The sequence below is a fragment of the Amycolatopsis sp. NPDC059235 genome, assembly GCF_042754125.1.
Taxonomy (GTDB): Bacteria; Actinomycetota; Actinomycetes; order Mycobacteriales; family Pseudonocardiaceae; genus Amycolatopsis; species Amycolatopsis albidoflava.
The window spans coordinates 65,226-82,345 of sequence record NZ_JBHZAG010000011.1 but is presented as its reverse complement, the minus strand read 5'-3'; the positions used below and the strand labels follow the sequence as shown (position 1 = coordinate 82,345).

The following is a 17,120-nucleotide window of genomic DNA, read 5'->3' as shown; positions in this document are numbered from 1 at the left end:
TTCCCTCATCACCGGCTGACCTTCGTCGTCGTGACGGCTTCCTTCGTCACCGGGCGGCCGGTCTGGTCCGTCGCGGTCGCGGTGGTCGTCGTGGTCACGTCCGCGCGCGCCGAGAGCGTGCAGGCGCGCGTGGCCTGTTCGCCAGGGGCCAGCTGGGTGACAGTGAACGAGCACGCCGGGTCGGCGTCGCGAACGGTCACGTCGTGCAAGGGCGCGTCCCCGGTGTTGCGGAGGGTGCTCACGTACGTCACCGGGTCGCCCGGGCGGATCGGCTGCTGCAGGTAGTCGCGCCGCAGGTCCAGCGCCGGATGCAGCACCGTGAAGTCCGCCTTTCCGGTCGCGGTGACGGGCGGACCCCACGGGGCGGCGGCGGTCGCGGTTGTCGGGGTGGCGGTTGCCGGAGCGACGCACTGGTAGCGCTGGGTTCCGCCGACCGGCAGCTCGGCGAAGGTGTGCCCGCAGGCGGGGTCCGTCACCCGGACGTCGTGCAACGGCTGGTCGCCGGTGTTGGTCAGCACGACCTCGACCGGCACCGAGTCGTCGGCTCGATACGCGCTGCCGGCGGCGTGCTTGGCGACGGTGAACGCGGGCTTCTTCACCTTGAACGACGCCTGTCCGATGGCGCTCACCGTTCGCTGCGTCGGGTCGGTGCCGGTCACCGTCGCGGTGTTCGTGAAGCCGGCCGCGCCCGCGGTGATCGTGCACTGGTACTCGATTTGGGCGTCCGGGGCCAGGCTCGGGATCTGGTGCGCGCAGGCCGGGGTGCGATCGTCCACAACGGACACCGCGGTCAGCGGGACGTCGCCGACGTTGCGGACCAGCAGCGAGAACGTGACCTTGTCGCCCTGGCGCACCTCGTACGGCTGGGCGTCCTTCATGATCGCGATTTCCGGGTGGATGACGTCGATCTTCGCCGAGCCGGACGCGGTGACCGGGCGGTTCGTCGTGTCCGCGCCGGTCAGGGTGGCGACGACGGCGAAGTCGTCCAGCTTGGCCTTCACGGTGCACTGGTAGCTCTGCGCGGCGCCGGGTTCGAGGCGGTCGAACTTCTTCGGGCAGGCGGGATCGTTGCTGGTCACCGCGGTGAGCGGGACGTCGCCGGTGTTGGTGACGGCGACTGTCACGGTGAGGGTGTCGCCAGCCCGCGCGACGGTCGGGTTCGCGGAGGTCATCACCGTGAGCGCGGGGTGGATGACGTCGATGTGCGCGTCGGCGGACGCGGTGAGCGGCTGGCCTACCGGCGGGGTGCCGGTCACGTGCGCGGTGCTGACGGCGTCGTCGGCTGGGGCGGGGATGGTGCAGTCGTAGGTCTTGTTCGCTTTCGGAGCGAGGGTGTCGAGGGTTTTCGCGCACGGGCCCTGGTCTTCGACCTTGACGGCGGTCAGCGGGGCGTCGCCGGTGTTGGTGACCGTGATGGTGAAGGTGACCGGGTCGCCTGCGCGGAACGGGCCGCCGTGGACGGTCTTCGTCACCGCCAAACCGGGGTGCACGACGGTGAACGCGGCGTCCGCGCTGGCGGTTACGGTGCCGCCGAGCGGGTCTGCGGCGGTCACCTTGGTGGTGCTCGAGTAGCCGTCGTGACCGGCCTTGGTGGTGCAGGTGTAGTGCTGTTCTTCTCCGGCAGCCAGGGTGGGGAAGTCGCGGGCGCACTCTGGAGTGTTTTGGTCCACAATGGACACCTTGGTCAGCGGCACGTCTCCGCTGTTGCGCACGGTGACGGTGAAGGTGACTTGGTCCCCTTCGCGCACCTGCGCCGGATCGACCGTCTGCGTGATCTGGACGGCGGGGTGGATGACGTCGACGTGTGCGCTGGCGTTCGCGGTCACCGGACGGCCGGACGGATCGGTGCCGGTCACTGTCGCGTCGCTGGTGAGGCCGTCGGTCGCGGGATGAGCGCAGGTGAAGGTCTGCTTTGCTTGCGGGGCAAGGGTTCCCAGTCGCTTTGCGCATTCCGGGACGGCAGGGTCGGCGACCTGGGTGTCGTGGAGTTCGGTGTCGCCAGCGTTGGTCACGGTCAGAGTGAACGTCGCGGACTCGCCCGGGTGCACGACGGTCGGCGTCACGCTTTGCGCGAGCGTGATGAGCGGGTGGATCACGTCGATCGCCGCCTCGGTCGCCGCCGTCACCGGTGCTCCAACCGGCGGTTTCGCGGTGACCTGCAGTGCCTCGGTCACGTCGGTACTCGGCGCGATGGTGGCGCAGTCGAACGTCCAGTTGGCTCCGGGTGCGAGGGCGTCATCGTGTTGCTGCGTACAGCCTTCGGCGCGGGCCATCGAGCTGACCGCCAGCCCGGTGAGCGGCACGTCACCGGTGTTCGCCACGATTACGTGCACCGCGACGGCGTCGTTTTCGCGGAACGGTCCACCTTGGACAGCCGCGGCCAGGGTCACCGCTGGGTGCTGCACGGTGAAGGCTGCGCTGGCTTTGGCGGTGACCGGGCGGCCGGTCGGATCGGTGCCGGTCACGGCTAGGTCGTTCGTGAAGCCTTGCGCTCCGGCGACCGTGGTGCAGGTGAAGGTCTGTTTGCCTTGTGCGGAAACGGTTCCGAGAGTTCGTGCGCATTCCGCGACCCGGTCGTCTGCCACCGCGACGTCACGGAACTCGGCGTCACCGGTGTTGCTTACCGTGACGGTGAAGGTGACACGGTCCCCCTCGCGCACCTGCGACGGCGCAGCCGCGACAGTGGCCTCCAGCGTCGGGTGGACCACGTCGACCCGCGCTTCCGCGGTTGCGCGCTGTGTCGTTCCAAGCTGATCTTTGCCAGTCACGACAACGGTATTGGTCACGTCGTCCGCTGGAGCTAACTGTTCGCACTTGTACGTCTCGACCGCGTTGGGAGCCATCGTGCCGAAGTTGCGGACACAACCGGGCACGCTGTCGTCCGCCACCGCGACGTCGTCGAGCGGCACGTCGCCAGGGTTGCGCACCGTGACCGCGAAGGTGACGCGGTCCCCTTCGCGCACCTGCGCGGGAGACGCGGCCGCGGTGACCGCCAAGGCCGGGTGGATCACCGTGACAGTGGCCGAGGACTTGGCCGTGACCGGTCGGCCGGTGCCGTCAGTGCCCGTAGCGGTGATGGTGTTTGTGGTGGTCGACGCAGGTTTCGCGGTGCAGGAGTAGGTCTGCTGAGTCCCGGGCGTGAGCACGCCGAAGGACCGCGAGCACGCCGGGTTCGTGTCGTCGGTGACGTCGACCGGATTGAGCGGACTGTCGCCGGTATTGCTCACGGTGACAGTCCAGGTGACCTGGTCCCCGCCGTGCACCACGGGCGGGACGGCCGCCTTCGAGACGGACAACGCGGGCGTGATGAGGGGGACTTTCGCGTCGACTGTCGACGAGACGACCTTGCCGAGCGGGTCGATCCCCTTCACGGTCGCGCTCGCTCCGTCCGGCAGCGGAACCGTCGCCGTACAGGTGCCCACCACCGATTGTCCTGGCGCGAGAGACCCGACAGCGCGAGCGCACGAGGGGACCCCTGAGCCGTTGATGGTCACGTCGTGCAGCGGAACGTCGCCGGTGTTGGCGGTCTTGAGCGTGAAGGTCGCCTGATCGCCAGCGCGGTAAGCCGGTTTGTCGACCTGCTGACTCAACGTCACGGCCGGGCGGAGGACATCGACGTTGCTGCCCGCCGAAGCCGAGAGCGCTTGCCCGCCGGCGCCCACGCCAGTCACCTTGACCGTCGAGACGAAACCCTTCTCCGGCGCGGCGAACGTGCAGTGGTAGCGCGTGGCGGCACCCGGAGCCAGGGAACCGATCTTCTTGCCGCACTGCGGGTTCTGCTCGTCCACGACGTCCACATCGGACACCGGGGTCGCGGCCGGATTCGTCACGCTCACCGTGAACGTCACCTGGTCGCCGGCGTGCACCCGATGCGGTTCCGCGACCGCCGTGACCTGCAGATCCTGCGCCGGCCGGGCGGGCACCGCGGTCGCGGGCGCGGCCGGGGGCAGCAGAGTGGCCGTCAGGCCGAGGACTAAGAGCAGACGTTTCCCGGCCGAAACCATGCGCGCAAGTTTTCCACCATCCGGTGACGTCGCGGCGATTTCCTACCCGGCAGTGGGATTACCTCACTCCGCTGAGCGATGAGTGAGACGCACGGTTGACTCGTGGGTGATCGCCGCTGCCTGATCGAGGAAGCCGATCACCGTTTGGAGTTGCTCGTCGGAGTAGCCGGCCGCCAGCGATTTCATCGCCGCGACGATGTCGTCCCACAGCGGGGCGGCGCGCTCGACGTTCGCCTGGCTGATGCCGACGAGGACTTTCCGCCGGTCGTCCGGATGCGGCATCCGGTTGACGACGCCCTTGCGTTCGAGCCGGTCGACCAGCGCGGTGACGGACGCGGGCGCGAGCCCGGCGTACTCGGCCAGTTCCTTCGGCGTGAGCGGACCGAGCCGGGCGAGGTAGTCGGTGACCTTGCTCTCGACCGGCGAGAGCCCGTTCTGCTCGGCGAGCGCGGTGTGGAACATGACCGTCTCGGTCGACAGCACCCGGGAGCGAAGCAGCAGCTCAGCGACCAGATCCTCGCGTTCGCTTGACATGCCCGGGAGTCTAGCCGACTATTTAGTTCGACAGAACGAATTACTTTCTAAGATATTCGAAGGGGCGAACCATGACACGAGTTCTGATCGCGGGCGGGGGCATCGCGGGGGCGATCACCGCGATCGCGCTGCACGAGGTGGGCCACGAACCGGTGCTGTACGAGGCGTACGACCGCAGCGCGGAGGGGGTCGGCGCGTTCCTGACGCTCGCCGTGAACGGTCTCGACGTGCTGACGCCGCTAGGGCTGAAACCGCTGGTCAAAGACCTGGGATTCGATACGCCGCGGATGTCGCTCGGGCTCGGCAACGGCCGGCGGCTCTCCGAGTTCCCGCTCGGCGGACCGCTTCCGGACGGCACGGTGAGCCAGACCGTGCTGCGTTCCGACCTCTACGTGGCGCTGCGCGACGAAGCGGTCAGACGCGGCGTGCCCACAGAGTTCGGCAAGCGCCTGACCGACGCCGAGCAGACCGCGGACGGCGTCACCGCGACCTTCGCCGACGGCACGAAAGCCGACGGCGACCTGCTGATCGGCGCCGACGGGCTGCGGTCGGCAGTCCGCGGGATCCTCGATCCCTCCGCACCGTCGCCGCGATACGTGCCGCTGCTCAACACCGGCGGCTTCGCACGCGGCCTCGATCTCGACGACGAGCCGGGCATCATGCACATGGTGTTCGGCCGCAAGGCGTTCTTCGCGCACGTGCTCGCTCCGGACGGCGCGATCTGGTGGTTCGCGAACGTGCCGCACGCCAGCGAGCCGACGGAATCCGACCTCGCCGCGATGCGCGGCGCCGCCTGGCGGAAGCGGCTGCTCGGCCTGGTCCGCTCTGACCGCACTCCGGCCAAGGCGATCATCGAGGCCAGCGAAAACATCTACGAACCGTGGGCGACCTACGACTTCCCGACGGTCCCGGTGTGGCACCGCGGCCGGATCGGCCTTATCGGTGACGCCGCGCACGCGACGTCACCGGCGGCCGGTCAAGGAGCGGCGATGGCGATCGAGGACGCGGTGACGCTCGCGATGTGCCTGCGCGACGTCTCCGACCCGGCGGCCGCGTTGAGCACCTTCGAGTCTTTGCGCCGCGAGCGAGTGGAAGCCGTTGTGGCCCAAGGCAAACGCAACGGCGACGCCAAAGCCCTTGGCCCAGTTGGCCGGGTGCTGCGAGACTTCTTCATCTCGCGCGCCGTGCGCAAACCGGCCACCGACGACCCGAACCGGTTCATGTGGGACCACCAGATCGACTGGGCGACCCCGGTGAAAGCGGCTTAACGCCAGGTGTCGACGCGGTGGAAGTTCTTGTACGCCCGGCTCGGCGTCGGCCCGCGCTGCCCCTGGTAGCGGGAGCCCGCTTCGCTGGAGCCGTACGGGAATTCCGCCGAGCTGGACAGCCGGAAAATGCACAGCTGGCCGATTTTCATCCCGGGCCACAGCGTGATCGGCAGGTTCGCGACGTTCGACAGTTCGAGCGTGATGTGCCCGGAGAAGCCGGGGTCGATGAAGCCCGCGGTGGAGTGGGTGAGCAGCCCGAGGCGCCCGAGCGAGGACTTGCCCTCGAGCCGCCCGGCGAGGTCGTCGGCGAGCCGGACCTGCTCGAACGTGGACCCGAGCACGAACTCGCCCGGGTGCAGCACGAACGGCTCGTCGCCTTCCTTTTCGACCAGCGAGGTCAGCTCGTCCTGCTGCAGCTGCGGGTCGATGTGGGTGTACTTGCTGTTGTCGAACACCCGGAAGTAACGGTCGAGCCGGACGTCGATGCTGGACGGCTGGACCATGTCAGGGTCGAAGGGGTCGATGCCGAGACGATCGGCGTCGAGCTCTTTGCGGAGGTCACGGTCACTGAGCAGCACGGATGCAGCCTATCGGGCGGGCAGGCGCGGCTGGGGCACCCCTCCGCTCGAAGACGGCGTTCATCCGCTTGAGGTACCTCCGGCGCCCGAACGCCCCCAGCGCTTCCTGCAGCGCAGTCGCGCCGGGGACAAGCTGGCGGACCGTCTCCGCCGCGTAATTCACCCCCGCGGCGGCGAGCACCGCGGCCTGCGCGACCGGGTTGTCCGGCAGCCCGAGGAAGTCGGCGTTGTCCCGCCCGAGCACGAGCCGGCTGATCGCGGAATGCACGCCGACGTTCACCTGCGCGAGAACTTTGCCGGCGGCCCCGCGCCCCTCGCCGATCGCCGCGTGCGTATCGACGAGGGCGCGGGCGAGCCGTTTGGAGTCGTCGTCCGGGATGAATTCGGTGGCGGCCAGCATCCAGAGCAACCGCCAAGCGTCGTCCTCGTCGGCGGGCAGCAGCTCGTCGGCGACGCCCATCAGCCAGCCGACGTAGCGCCAGAGGTGGAGGATGTCGGCCTTCTCGCGGGCGGTGTAGCGGAGGCCGAGGAGCTGCGTGCCGAAGACGTAGACGAGCGAGAAGAGGAGGAGCGTGCCCGCGGTCTGGACCTGATTGACCGGCCGGTCCCACCGGTCGTAATCCCAGTCAGGCCGGTTGTTCATCGCGCGCCGGACGTGCGCGTGCACCAGCCGGATCCGCAGCGCGGCCTGATACCCCGTGCCGTGTTTCTCGAGCGCCCCCGGAGTCGTGACATCAATCCACCACGCCGCGGTCTCCACCAGCCGCCGCGGCGCCCGATACTCGATTTCGCCGGTGCCGACCAGGGATTTCGTCGCTCGGGAGGCTAGGTAGCCGCCCATGAGCGACATGTCGCCGAGCGGAAAGAGCCCGAGGAGCCCGGCTCTCGTAATCGCCTTCGCTCCGCTGACGAGCCGCTGGTGATCGACCCAGTACGGGGTGGCCTCGACGTGCTCGATGAAGGTTGTTAGCTCGGGCGGGGCTTGTTGCCCGGCGAGCGCTTGATCGACTCTCGCCTGGTTGTGGGGTTCGCGGTGCAGCCACTCGACGACTGCGTCGGCTAGGGCGTCTTCCTGCTGTGCGAACGTCCGGAGTCGCTTGAGCTGGTCGTCATCGGCGGTGGCGCCTCTGGTTCGGGCAGCCAGCCGGAACCCGCCTTGGCGGAACATCTCGGGGGGCATCTCGGGGTCGTCCATCGCGCACCTCCGTGGGTCGACAACAAGTGTTGTCACTTCGAGGCGGAGGCGTCAAGGCGTGGCCCGCTGGACATGGGGGTGCCGTGGTTGTGTATGCTGGCCGAGTACTGCGGATGTAGTTCAATGGTAGAACATCAGCTTCCCAAGCTGAATACGCGGGTTCGATTCCCGTCATCCGCTCTCTTGAATGTTTTCGCAGCTCATAAGGGGCGCTTTCCGAATTCGGGAAGCGCCCCTTATGGCTTTTTCAGTGACCGCCAAGCGAAGGCGGGCCGACCAGGAGAACGACACGGTCCGCACTCGGGTCGAACCCGAGCAGCGGGTGTCCTGATCCGCCTTCCGCCGTCAGCAGCACCGGGTTTCCCCAGTCTCCGGCCAATCGTCCGGAGAAGGTCGCACAGAACGTCCACGCCCCGCTGTTCCCGCAACTCGCGCACATCGACGTCGAAGTCGATCTGATCTGCCGAGTAAAGCCGGAAAATCGCCATCACACCCGCGGACGGCCACACCCGCAGCTCAGCCAGCTCCGCATCAGCGGGACGCGCCAGCGCTTCGGCCGCCGAGGGCAACGGCGTGACCACGTCGCCCACCCGGTACTCCCACGCCCACCCGCGGGAACGGACGAGATCGAACACAGCCTGCCAGTCCTCGGTCGAGGCGTCGTCCACCGACACATCAGGAAGAGCGCCCATCAAGTCGGGATCGAAGAGGCTTCTGATCTCATCCCACCGCAGATCCGGCATCGCCCCATCCTGCCCGGTCTTCCGTAAGCCGGATAGCTCATCGCGCCTCGGTCATCGCATCTGTCGCCGATGAAGCCGTTGCCCTGCGGTGGAACCAAAACAACCCGCACAACACCGCCAGCCACACGACCCCGACCACCAATGCCAGGCGGGTGTCCTCAGCAAACGCCATCACCACGAAGATGAACACCATGAACACCATCGTCAAAACCTGACCCACCGGCCAGAACGGCACCGGGAACTCCCGGGCTGCCAAATCCGAGGGAGACAGGCGGCGGCGGGCGCGGTAGTGCGTCAGCAGGATCATGAACCAAACCCACACCGTCGCGAACGTGCCCACCGACGCGATCAGCAGGAAAGCGCTGTCCGGCAACAGATAGTTCAGAACCACAGCAAGGCTCAAAGCAGCAGCGACGACCAGGACGGTCATCCACGGGATGCCATTACGCGTAACCCGGGCCATGGCCGCGGGGGCTTGGCCGCGTTGAGCCAGGCCGTAGATCATCCGGCCGGCGCCGAAGATGTCGCTGTTGATCGCGGACAACGCGGCTGTCACCACGACGATGTTCAGAACCGTTGCGGCGGAGTGCAATCCAAGACCGGCGAAGATCTGGACGAAGGGACTCCCGGAGGTGCTGATCGTGTTCCACGGGTTCAGCATCATGATGATCGCCAGGGTCGCCACGTAGAAAAGCAAGACCCGCACGGGAACCGTGTTGACCGCCTTCGGCATAGCGGTGCGCGGGTCTTCTGACTCGGCGGCGGTGAGACCCAGAATCTCAGTGCCGCCGAAGGCGAACATCACCAGGGCGAACGAAGCGATGAAACCGCCGATGCCATTGGGGAACCAGCCGCCGTGGGACCACAGGTTGGTGACGCTGCCGGAATGAGCACCGAGACCGAAGATCAGGATTGCCGCGCCGCCGAGGATCATTGCGACAATCGCGACTACCTTGACCAGGGTGAACCAGAATTCCAGTTCACCGTAAACCCGCACGCTGACCAGGTTCGCGGCGGCGATGACCAGGATCGTCAGCACTACCCAGATCCACCGCGGCACGTCGGGGAACCAGAATCCCATGTACACAGCCAAAGCCGTCACATCGGCGACGCAGACGATCACCATCTCGAACGCATACGTCCAGCCGGTCAGGAAGCCGGCAAGCGGGCCGAGGTGTTTCCGCGCGTATTCGCCGAACGAACCGGGCGCTGGATCGTTGACGGCCATCTCGCCCAACGCCCGCAGGACGAAGAAAATCGCCGCGCCGCCGATGAGATACGCGATCAGCACTGACGGGCCCGCTTTGGCGATCGTGTCCGAGGAGCCGTAGAACAATCCGGTGCCGATCGCCGAGCCCAAGGCGATGAAGCGGATGTGCCTGCCGTTCAAGCGGCGGCTCAAACCATCCCCGGACTTCGTCGTCATCGACGGAACCTCCCGAATTCGGCGGCCCGCGAGCGCATCGGCGCGCGAGCGGGTCGGCACAGTAGAACCGATCCGGCCGGGACCGCCCAACCGACGACTGCCGGAAAGCGTCTGCGATTTCAGACGGTCCACATAGGACCGTTAAAGACCCTCAGCCTTCAACCAATTCCCACGGCGCACCGGGCTCGGCGCGGTCGAACACCTGGCCCGGCGCGGCGAGCAAGGTCGACACGACGTCCGGGTACAGCTGCACGACGTGTTCCAGTTCCAGGCCCTCCACCTCGAAATCCTCCGCCTCGGGGACCTCGAAGCCGACGAACAGCCACGTGCCGTCCTGCTCCCGGACGACCTGGCGGACCGCCCGTGATGGCGCTGCGGCGGTGGTGCCGATTTCGGTCAATCCGGTGCTCAGCTGGACTTCTTCCAGCGGCGAACCGGGGTGCGTCCAGGCGGCGATCCGGGCGTCGCGGTGCGCGAGATCCTCGTCCAGGTCATCGGAATCCGATACCGAGCTGAGCAGCCAGGTGAGGCGTTCCGGGTCCCAGTCCGCGGCCATCCCGGCCGGCACGTCGGCCAGCGCGACCAGGTGCGGCAGCAGCGCCACCGCCTCGCGCAGGACCATCGCGCCGAACAGCTGGCGGTTGACCTCCATGTCCTCTTCGAACTCGGCCCCGTCGCTGATGAACCAGTCGTCGTCATCGTCGAGGACGACGAAGGCCAGTTTCTCCGGGTGCTCCACCAGTTCGTGCGCGATGATCACCGGGGATTCCGGGTCCTGTCGCAGCGGCCATTCCTCGGACATGTTCACTCCCCGTCGTCGATTACCTGCAACCACTCGGCATCCGGCGCCTCGCGGAAGAACACCTCGCCCGGCTCCGCGTCCAGCAGCTCGACCACGTCCGGGTACAGCTCCGCCACGTGCCCGAGCTCCAGGGTGTCAACCTCGACCTCGGTCTGCTCGTCCGGGTCGGGCACCTCGAAGCCGACGAACATCCACGTGCCGTCCTCTTCCCGGCTGACGTAACGCACGCCGCGGGCCGGAGCGTCCGCCGCCGTGCTGATCTCCATCAACCCCAGGCTGAGGTTCACCTCGTCCATCGGCGACCCGGCATGCGGCCAAGCCGCGGCACGGGCCTCTCGGTACGCGCGCGCTTCGTCGTCATCGCTCGGAACGAGCGGCGAAATCAGCACCCAGGTCCCGTTGCCCGCATCCCACTCCGCGCCCATCCCGGCAGGCAGCTTGGCCAGCGCGGTCAGCTGCGGCAACAGCTCCACGACGTCGTGCAGGCACACCGTGGCGAACTGCTCCCCGTCGAGTTCCGGGTCGTCGCCGAACTCCGAACCGTCGCTGACGAACCAGCCTTCCTCGTCGTCGAGGAGCACGTGATCCAGGTTTTCCGGATGCTCGATCAGGCCTTGCGCGACGAGCACCGCCGCATGCGGTTCCTGCCCCATCGGCCAGTCTTGCGACATACCCGCTCCCCACCTCGCGTTCGGCTGCGGGCCCATCCCACCAGACCCGCCCGCCCCGGTGCACAGCGCGTCTCCGGCAGGAAATTCCACACTCGTTGGATTAGGCTTGGCGGCATGGTGCTGCCCGAACGTCTCGCCCGGTTCAACCGCGTGGTCACCAACCGGGTCACGAAACCCTTCGCCGACAAGCTGCCCGGATTCGGGGTGGTCGTGCACCGCGGACGCAAGTCCGGCCGCGAGTTCCGCACCCCGCTGAACATCTTCCGCACCGACGACGGATTCGTCGTCGCGCTCACCTACGGGCCCGATGCCGATTGGGTCCGCAACGTCCGCGCGGCGGGCGAGGCGGAGGTGCTCACGCGCGGCCGTAAATACCGCGTGCGTGATCCGGAACTCGTGCATGATGAATCGCGCCGGCCGATGCCACCTGGGGTGCGGCAGTTCCTTGGACTGGTCGGCGTCACGGATTTCCTTGTGCTTAAACGAGAATAAGGGGCCAGATGCTCACGGGGAAGCTAGTGCGGCTGCGGGCGATCGAACCGTCGGACGCCGAGTCGATCTATCGGTGGATTCACGACCCCGCGGTCGGCCAGTACATGACCGGCGATTACCCGCGTTCGCTCGCCCAGTTGCGCAAACGGGGCGAGGACCGCCCGGTGAATACCTACGAGAACGTCGTGCTGGGCATCGAATCGATCGAAGCGGGCAAGCTGATCGGCGTCGTCGATTTGCGCGACGCGCGCCCAGAGATCGGCCGCGCCGAGCTGGACATCTACATCGGCGAGACCGACCACTGGGACGGCGGATACGGCACTGAGGCGCTGAAACTCATGTGCCGCTACGGATTCAACGTGATGCGGCTGCACCTGATCGCGCTCTGGGTGGTCGCCGAGAACGAGCGCGCGCGGCACGTCTACCGCAAGGTCGGGTTCGTGGAGGACGGCAGGCACCGCGAATGCCATCGCGGGCCCGACGGCCAGTACCACGACATGTACCTGATGAGCCTGCTCGAGCCGGAGCTGAACGACTGAGCTAGCTCTTGACCTGCCGCTTGCCCCACAGGCTCGCGGCCAGCGTCACGCCGATCGCGGCGAGCACGACCTGGGTGATGATCTCCAGCCAGTCGATGCCCTTGGTGTCCGCGTAGCCGAGCCCGCGCGCGATGGCGGTGCCGACGAACGCGGCGACGATGCCGACCAGGATCGTCAGCCAGATCGGGATCGCTTGCTTGCCAGGTGCGACCAGCTTGCCGAGCAGGCCGAGGATCAGGCCGATCACGACCGCGCTGATGATGCCGGAAACCGCCATGGCGAACTCCTTCTGCCGAGAGGATCGGGCCCGACCGGTTTATCCCGGAACCCGAGGCGCCAAACCCGGCTTACCGCCCACCTTCGGCCACCGCCACCGGAAGCACGAAAAATGCCCCGGTCCGGGTGCGGACCGGGGCATTTTTCCAGCCAGTGCGATCAGAAAGCGGCTTCGTCGATCTCCATCAGCGCGTTGTCCGCGGCCTCGACGATCGCGCGCCGCGAGGTCAGCTCCGGCAGCACGCTCTTCGCGAAGAACGACGCCACCGCCAGCTTGCCCTCGTAGAACGGCTTGTCCTTGGCCGACGCGCCGTTGTCGAGCTTGGCCAGCGCGACCTCGGCGCCCTGCAGCAGCTTCCAGCCGACCAGCAGGTCGCCGACCGACATCAGCAGCCGCACGGTGTGCTGGCCGACCTTGTTGATGTTCTGCGGGTCTTCCTGCGACGAGGTCAGGTAGCCGATCAGCGAGCCCAGCATGGCCTGGGTGTCCTCGAGCGCCTGCTTGAGCAGCGCGCGCTCGTTCTTGAGCCGGCCGTTGCCCGCCTCAGACTCGATGAACTTGGTGATCTCGCCTGCGACGAACGCGAGCGCCTGCCCCTTGTCGCGGACGATCTTCCGGAAGAAGAAGTCCAGCGACTGGATGGCCGTGGTGCCCTCGTACAGCGAGTCGATCTTCGCGTCGCGGATGTACTGCTCGATCGGGTAGTCCTGCAGGAAGCCCGAACCACCAAGGGTCTGCAGCGACTGCACGAGCTGCTCGGTGGCGCGCTCGGAGCCGACGCCCTTGACGATCGGCAGCAGCAGGTCGTTGATGCCGTGCGCGAGCTTCAGGGCTGCTTCGTCACCTTCGCCGGTCCACAGCTGGTCCTGGAAGGACGCGGTGTACAGGTAGATCGCGCGCAGGCCTTCGGCGTACGCCTTCTGCAGCATCAGCGAACGACGCACGTCGGGGTGGTGCGTGATCGTGACGCGCGGCGCGGCCTTGTTCAGCATGTTCGGCAGGTCAGCGCCCTGCACGCGCTCCTTGGCGTACTCCAGCGCGTTCAGGTAACCGGTGGACAGCGTGGCGATCGCCTTGGTGCCGACCATCATCCGGGCGTACTCGATGACCTGGAACATCTGCGCGATGCCGTCGTGCACCTCGCCGAGCAGCCAGCCCTTGGCCGGGGTGCCGTGCTGGCCGAAGGTCAGCTCGCACGTGGTGGACACCTTGATGCCCATCTTGTGCTCGATGTTGGTGACGTAGGCGCCGTTGCGCTCGCCGAGGTCGCCGGTCTTCGAGTCGAAGTGGAACTTCGGGACCAGGAACAGCGACAGGCCCTTGGTGCCCGGCTTGGTCTCGATGCCGGGCCCCTCGGGACGGGCCAGCACCAGGTGCATGATGTTCTCGACCATGTCGTTCTCGGCCGAGGTGATGAACCGCTTCACGCCGTCGATGTGCCAGGAGCCGTCCTCCTGCTTGACCGCCTTGGTGCGGCCCGCGCCCACGTCCGAACCGGCGTCCGGCTCGGTGAGCACCATGGTCGCGCCCCAGCCGCGGTCGATCATCAGCTGAGCCCAGTGCTTCTGCTCTTCGGTGCCGTTCTTGTCCACGATCATGGCGAAGTTCGGGCCCGCCAGGTACATGAACAGCGGGGCGTTCGCGCCGAGGATCAGCTCGGCCGCGGCCCACTGCACCGTCGGGGGCAGGCCGAAGCCGCCCAGGTCGTTGGTGAGGCCAAGACGCCACCACTCGCCGTCCATGAGCGCCTTGTAGCTCTTCTTGAACGACTCGGGGATCGTCACGCTGAACGTCTTGGGGTCGTACACCGGCGGGTTGCGGTCCGCGTCGGCGTAGGACTCGGCGAGCGGGCCGGTGGCGAGCTTGTTCAGCTCGGACAAGACGCCGCGGGCGGTCTCCTCGTCCGATTCGGCGAGCACGCCCTTGCCGAGCCGTTCCTGCACGCCGAGTACCTCGAAGAGGTTGAACTCCAGGTCTCGGACGTTGCTCTTGTAGTGGCCCATGTCGTCACTCCGTGTCGTGTTCGGCTTTCCGGCCGGGCACTGGTTCCCTTACTCGCCGGTAACATCAGGATATTACCTACGAGTAACCAGAGCAAGCGAATCCGCCCTTCCAGGGGTGGCAATTCGCTCGGAATGACGGGTCGACCAGGGGCCCGCCTCATCGCGTGCTGCGCGCCACGGCCTCCTGCACGGCCGGGGGACCGGCGCTGTCGTCAAGCTGGGGGACGAGGATGCCGCTGCGGAACGCGATGGTCACCGCGTGTGTCCGGTCGCGAGCGGAAAGCTTGCGCAGAATGCTCTTCACGTGGGTCCGCACGGTTTCCACGGACAGGAAAAGCAGCTTCGCGATTCCGGAGTTCTCCAGCCCTTCGGCGACGAGCTGCAAAACCTGGTACTCGCGCCGCGAAAGCGGCATGGCGCCCTTGGGCTGCACGAGGTGCCCGTCCACCGGAGCGGCTCTTGGCGACGGTTCGCGCTTGGGCCGCGCGGTGAGCGCGGACAGCGCCGGGTCGATGTAGCGCCGGTCGTGGTGCGCGCGCCGGACCGCCTCGGCGAGCCGCCGGGAATCGACCGCGCGCGGCACGATGGCGTGCGCACCAGCGCCGATGGCCGCGGCGAGGTACTGCTGGGTGCGGTTGGTGTCGCGCACGAGGGTGACCAGCACGAGTGCCGGGTCGCCCGCGTTGAGCAGTTTCGCGAGATGGCAGTTGGGGTCGAGCGCGGAGTCGAGGATCACGACGTCCGGGCGGACCTGCTCGCACAACTGCATCGCCGCGTGGTGGCTCGCCGCCTGGCCGGACCAGTGCAGGCCCAGCGTGCGGTGCACCATCGCCGCGATGCCCTCGCGGAAAATCGGGATGGGGTCGACCACTGCGACTCCCAGGCTTCGACCGCCGGCTGGCTGACCGGCCGACATGGGCGTTCGGTGGGGCTCGATGCCACGCATCTCGGGCCTCCGTCCTCGAGGTCGCTCCCGGTGACCGGCACGCCCCCTCGGCGTGCCCGCCGGTCCCCCCTGCCGGAACCGGCCGGGAACGACACCTTGTCCCTGGTTCGACTCCGCCGAGAGCGGCTTGTGACGCGGTTTCCCCCTCATGGCCGTAACGGCTGGTCGCAGCAAACTCTCAGTAGAAAAGCGGCCCCGAAATGCGGGAGGACGGCGCAGCGCGGGTCCGCCCAAGTGGGTTAGCTCTACTGAGGGTTTAACTGCTCGGGTGAATCTCCGATGACCGCCCGTGCGCGCAGCCGACCGAACTCCTCGGCGAGGGTTTTCGGGGTCCAGTGCGCGTTCAAACCGCTCGGATTGGGCAGCAGCCAGACCTTCGTTGTCCCAATTGTCCGGTCTTGCGGCCCGACGGCGGCCCGCCGATCCCCGAACGCGACGCGGTAGGCGGTGATTCCGACCACTGCCAGCCAGCGCGGGCGGTACTTCTTGACCTTCTTGGCGAGGATTTCGCCGCCTTCGCGGAGTTCGTCGTCGGACAACTCGTCGGCGCGGGCGGTGGTTCGGGCCACGACGTTGGTGATGCCCAGGCCCAGGTCGAGGAGCTGGTCCTGTTCGCTCGGATCCAGCTGGCGAGGGGTGAAGCCGCTGGCGTGAAGGGCGGGCCAGAAGCGATTGCCGGGGCGGGCGAAGTGGAGGCCGAGCGCGCCGGAGTAGAGGCCGGGGTTGATGCCGCAGAAGAGCACGTTCAGGTTGGGGGCCAGGACGTCGGGGATCGTGACCCCGTGCGCGGCGGCTTGTTCGGCCTTGGTGGGTTTCGCGGGCATGGGGTCAGTTTCCGGCACGATGGGAGGCGTGAGCGTGACGCCTGACGGCTGCCCGGTCGATCTCTACCTGGAGCTGCCTTCCGCCGGTGAGCCGGAGGTGATTCACGGCGCGGTCCCGGCGGGCGCCGCGGTGCTCGAACTCGGCTGCGGATCAGGGCGCGTGACGCATCCGCTGCTCGCACTGGCGCATCCGGTGGTGGCGGTCGATGAATCGGAGGAGATGCTCGCGCACGTCCGAGGCGCCGAGACCGTCTGCGCGCGGATCGACGAGCTGCGGCTGGAGCGGCGATTCCCGGTCGTCGTGCTCGGCAGTCATCTGGTCAACGGACCGGACCGCCAGGCGCTGCTGGCGGCGGCGCGGCGGCATCTGGGACATGGCGGACAGCTGCTGGTCGAATGGCATCCGCCCGCCTGGTTCGACCAGGTCGCCGACGGTGCCGGCGGACAGCTGGGCGACGTGCGCATCGCCCTCGAAGGCGTCCGCCGGGAGGGCGACCGGCTCTCCGCCACCGTCCGCTACGCCCTTGGCGGCCGGACCTGGAAACAGCCCTTCACCTGCGAGAACTTCCCTCTCGAACCCGCCCTCGATGAGGCCGGGCTGAGGTTCGATCGCTGGCTAACCGCTGAGCGGGACTGGTTCTCCGCACGATCTCCCGGCGCGGGGTAGCCAACCCGCCGCCCCGATCGGTAGCCTGTGTGATCTCTCGCACAACGGCGTCGATGAGGAGAGCACATGCAACTGTGGCTAGTGCTCGGCCTAGTAGCACTGATCATCGCCATAGCCTCGCTGATCGTGATCCTGGAAGACCGCCGCGCGG

At 67.6% G+C, this 17,120-nt stretch carries 16 protein-coding genes and 1 tRNA gene; 5 read left to right on the top strand and 12 right to left on the bottom strand.

Translation table 11 applies throughout. The features are described from left to right. Positions 1–8: 8 nt before the first annotated feature. Both ACFXI3_RS10585 and ACFXI3_RS10580 read right to left on the bottom strand, forming a co-directional pair. A complete protein-coding gene (locus tag ACFXI3_RS10585; protein WP_378399354.1) occupies positions 9–4,004 on the bottom strand; it encodes a hypothetical protein in 3,996 nt (1,331 codons plus the stop codon). A gap of 63 nt (positions 4,005–4,067) precedes the next feature. Further along, the gene (locus tag ACFXI3_RS10580; protein WP_344287606.1) at positions 4,068–4,538 is read right to left on the bottom strand and encodes a MarR family transcriptional regulator; all 471 of its coding nucleotides are present in this window, start codon (positions 4,536–4,538) and stop codon (positions 4,068–4,070) included. Between the two features lie 71 nt (positions 4,539–4,609). Between ACFXI3_RS10580 and ACFXI3_RS10575 the strand changes: the two genes are divergently transcribed. Beyond that, positions 4,610–5,806, top strand: a complete 1,197-nt coding sequence (locus tag ACFXI3_RS10575) for an FAD-dependent oxidoreductase (protein WP_378399353.1) — start codon at positions 4,610–4,612, stop codon at positions 5,804–5,806. On the opposite strand, the gene dcd is transcribed toward ACFXI3_RS10575, so the two are convergent. After that, complete coding sequence (gene dcd / locus ACFXI3_RS10570) at positions 5,803–6,384, bottom strand: dCTP deaminase (protein WP_344287610.1); 582 nt, start codon at positions 6,382–6,384, stop codon at positions 5,803–5,805. The genes ACFXI3_RS10575 and dcd overlap by 4 nt on opposite strands. Next, positions 6,371–7,579, bottom strand: a complete 1,209-nt coding sequence (locus ACFXI3_RS10565) for an oxygenase MpaB family protein (RefSeq protein WP_378399352.1) — start codon at positions 7,577–7,579, stop codon at positions 6,371–6,373. Before ACFXI3_RS10565 ends, dcd begins: the two co-directional genes overlap by 14 nt. A gap of 109 nt (positions 7,580–7,688) precedes the next feature. Here ACFXI3_RS10565 and ACFXI3_RS10560 point away from each other — a divergent pair. After that, positions 7,689–7,759 (top strand) — tRNA-Gly (locus tag ACFXI3_RS10560). A gap of 56 nt (positions 7,760–7,815) precedes the next feature. Here the strand turns inward: ACFXI3_RS10560 and ACFXI3_RS10555 are convergent. Genes ACFXI3_RS10555 through ACFXI3_RS10540 form a run of 4 tightly spaced genes read right to left on the bottom strand, consistent with a single transcriptional unit; the run spans position 7,816 to position 11,221 of the window. Next, entirely contained in the window at positions 7,816–8,322 is a 507-nt protein-coding gene (locus tag ACFXI3_RS10555) for a hypothetical protein (protein WP_378399351.1), read from the bottom strand. Between the two features lie 37 nt (positions 8,323–8,359). Continuing rightward, a complete protein-coding gene (locus ACFXI3_RS10550) occupies positions 8,360–9,880 on the bottom strand; it encodes an amino acid permease (RefSeq protein WP_378399350.1) in 1,521 nt (506 codons plus the stop codon). A gap of 19 nt (positions 9,881–9,899) precedes the next feature. After that, the gene (locus tag ACFXI3_RS10545; protein ID WP_378399349.1) at positions 9,900–10,550 is read right to left on the bottom strand and encodes a hypothetical protein; all 651 of its coding nucleotides are present in this window, start codon (positions 10,548–10,550) and stop codon (positions 9,900–9,902) included. Between the two features lie 2 nt (positions 10,551–10,552). Next, positions 10,553–11,221: a hypothetical protein gene (locus tag ACFXI3_RS10540; RefSeq protein WP_378399348.1), complete on the bottom strand. Its 669-nt coding sequence runs from the start codon at positions 11,219–11,221 to the stop codon at positions 10,553–10,555. A gap of 114 nt (positions 11,222–11,335) precedes the next feature. On the opposite strand from ACFXI3_RS10540, the gene ACFXI3_RS10535 reads away from it, so the two are divergent. Next, entirely contained in the window at positions 11,336–11,713 is a 378-nt protein-coding gene (locus ACFXI3_RS10535) for a nitroreductase family deazaflavin-dependent oxidoreductase (protein ID WP_378399347.1), read from the top strand. A gap of 8 nt (positions 11,714–11,721) precedes the next feature. Next, positions 11,722–12,252 (top strand): GNAT family protein, encoded by a 531-nt coding sequence (locus ACFXI3_RS10530; protein WP_344287622.1) that lies wholly within the window; start codon positions 11,722–11,724, stop codon positions 12,250–12,252. Position 12,253: 1 nt separating this feature from the next. Here ACFXI3_RS10530 and ACFXI3_RS10525 read toward each other — a convergent pair whose 3' ends face one another. The 4 genes from ACFXI3_RS10525 to mug all read right to left on the bottom strand — a co-directional run bounded on the left by ACFXI3_RS10525 (position 12,254) and on the right by mug (position 16,302). Next, on the bottom strand, positions 12,254–12,529 hold the full coding sequence (locus ACFXI3_RS10525; protein WP_009085047.1) for a GlsB/YeaQ/YmgE family stress response membrane protein: 276 nt from the start codon (positions 12,527–12,529) through the stop codon (positions 12,254–12,256). Positions 12,530–12,687: 158 nt separating this feature from the next. Then, positions 12,688–14,532 carry an acyl-CoA dehydrogenase gene (locus ACFXI3_RS10520; protein ID WP_378399346.1) on the bottom strand — a complete coding sequence of 615 codons (1,845 nt, stop codon included), beginning with the start codon at positions 14,530–14,532 and terminating at the stop codon, positions 12,688–12,690. Positions 14,533–14,689: 157 nt separating this feature from the next. Beyond that, on the bottom strand, positions 14,690–15,478 hold the full coding sequence (locus ACFXI3_RS10515) for a response regulator transcription factor (RefSeq protein WP_344287626.1): 789 nt from the start codon (positions 15,476–15,478) through the stop codon (positions 14,690–14,692). 245 nt (positions 15,479–15,723) lie between these two features. Next, the gene (gene mug / locus ACFXI3_RS10510; RefSeq protein WP_378399345.1) at positions 15,724–16,302 is read right to left on the bottom strand and encodes a G/U mismatch-specific DNA glycosylase; all 579 of its coding nucleotides are present in this window, start codon (positions 16,300–16,302) and stop codon (positions 15,724–15,726) included. A gap of 28 nt (positions 16,303–16,330) precedes the next feature. Between mug and ACFXI3_RS10505 the strand changes: the two genes are divergently transcribed. Further along, the gene (locus ACFXI3_RS10505) at positions 16,331–16,969 is read left to right on the top strand and encodes a class I SAM-dependent methyltransferase (RefSeq protein WP_378399344.1); all 639 of its coding nucleotides are present in this window, start codon (positions 16,331–16,333) and stop codon (positions 16,967–16,969) included. Positions 16,970–17,120 lie beyond the last annotated feature (151 nt).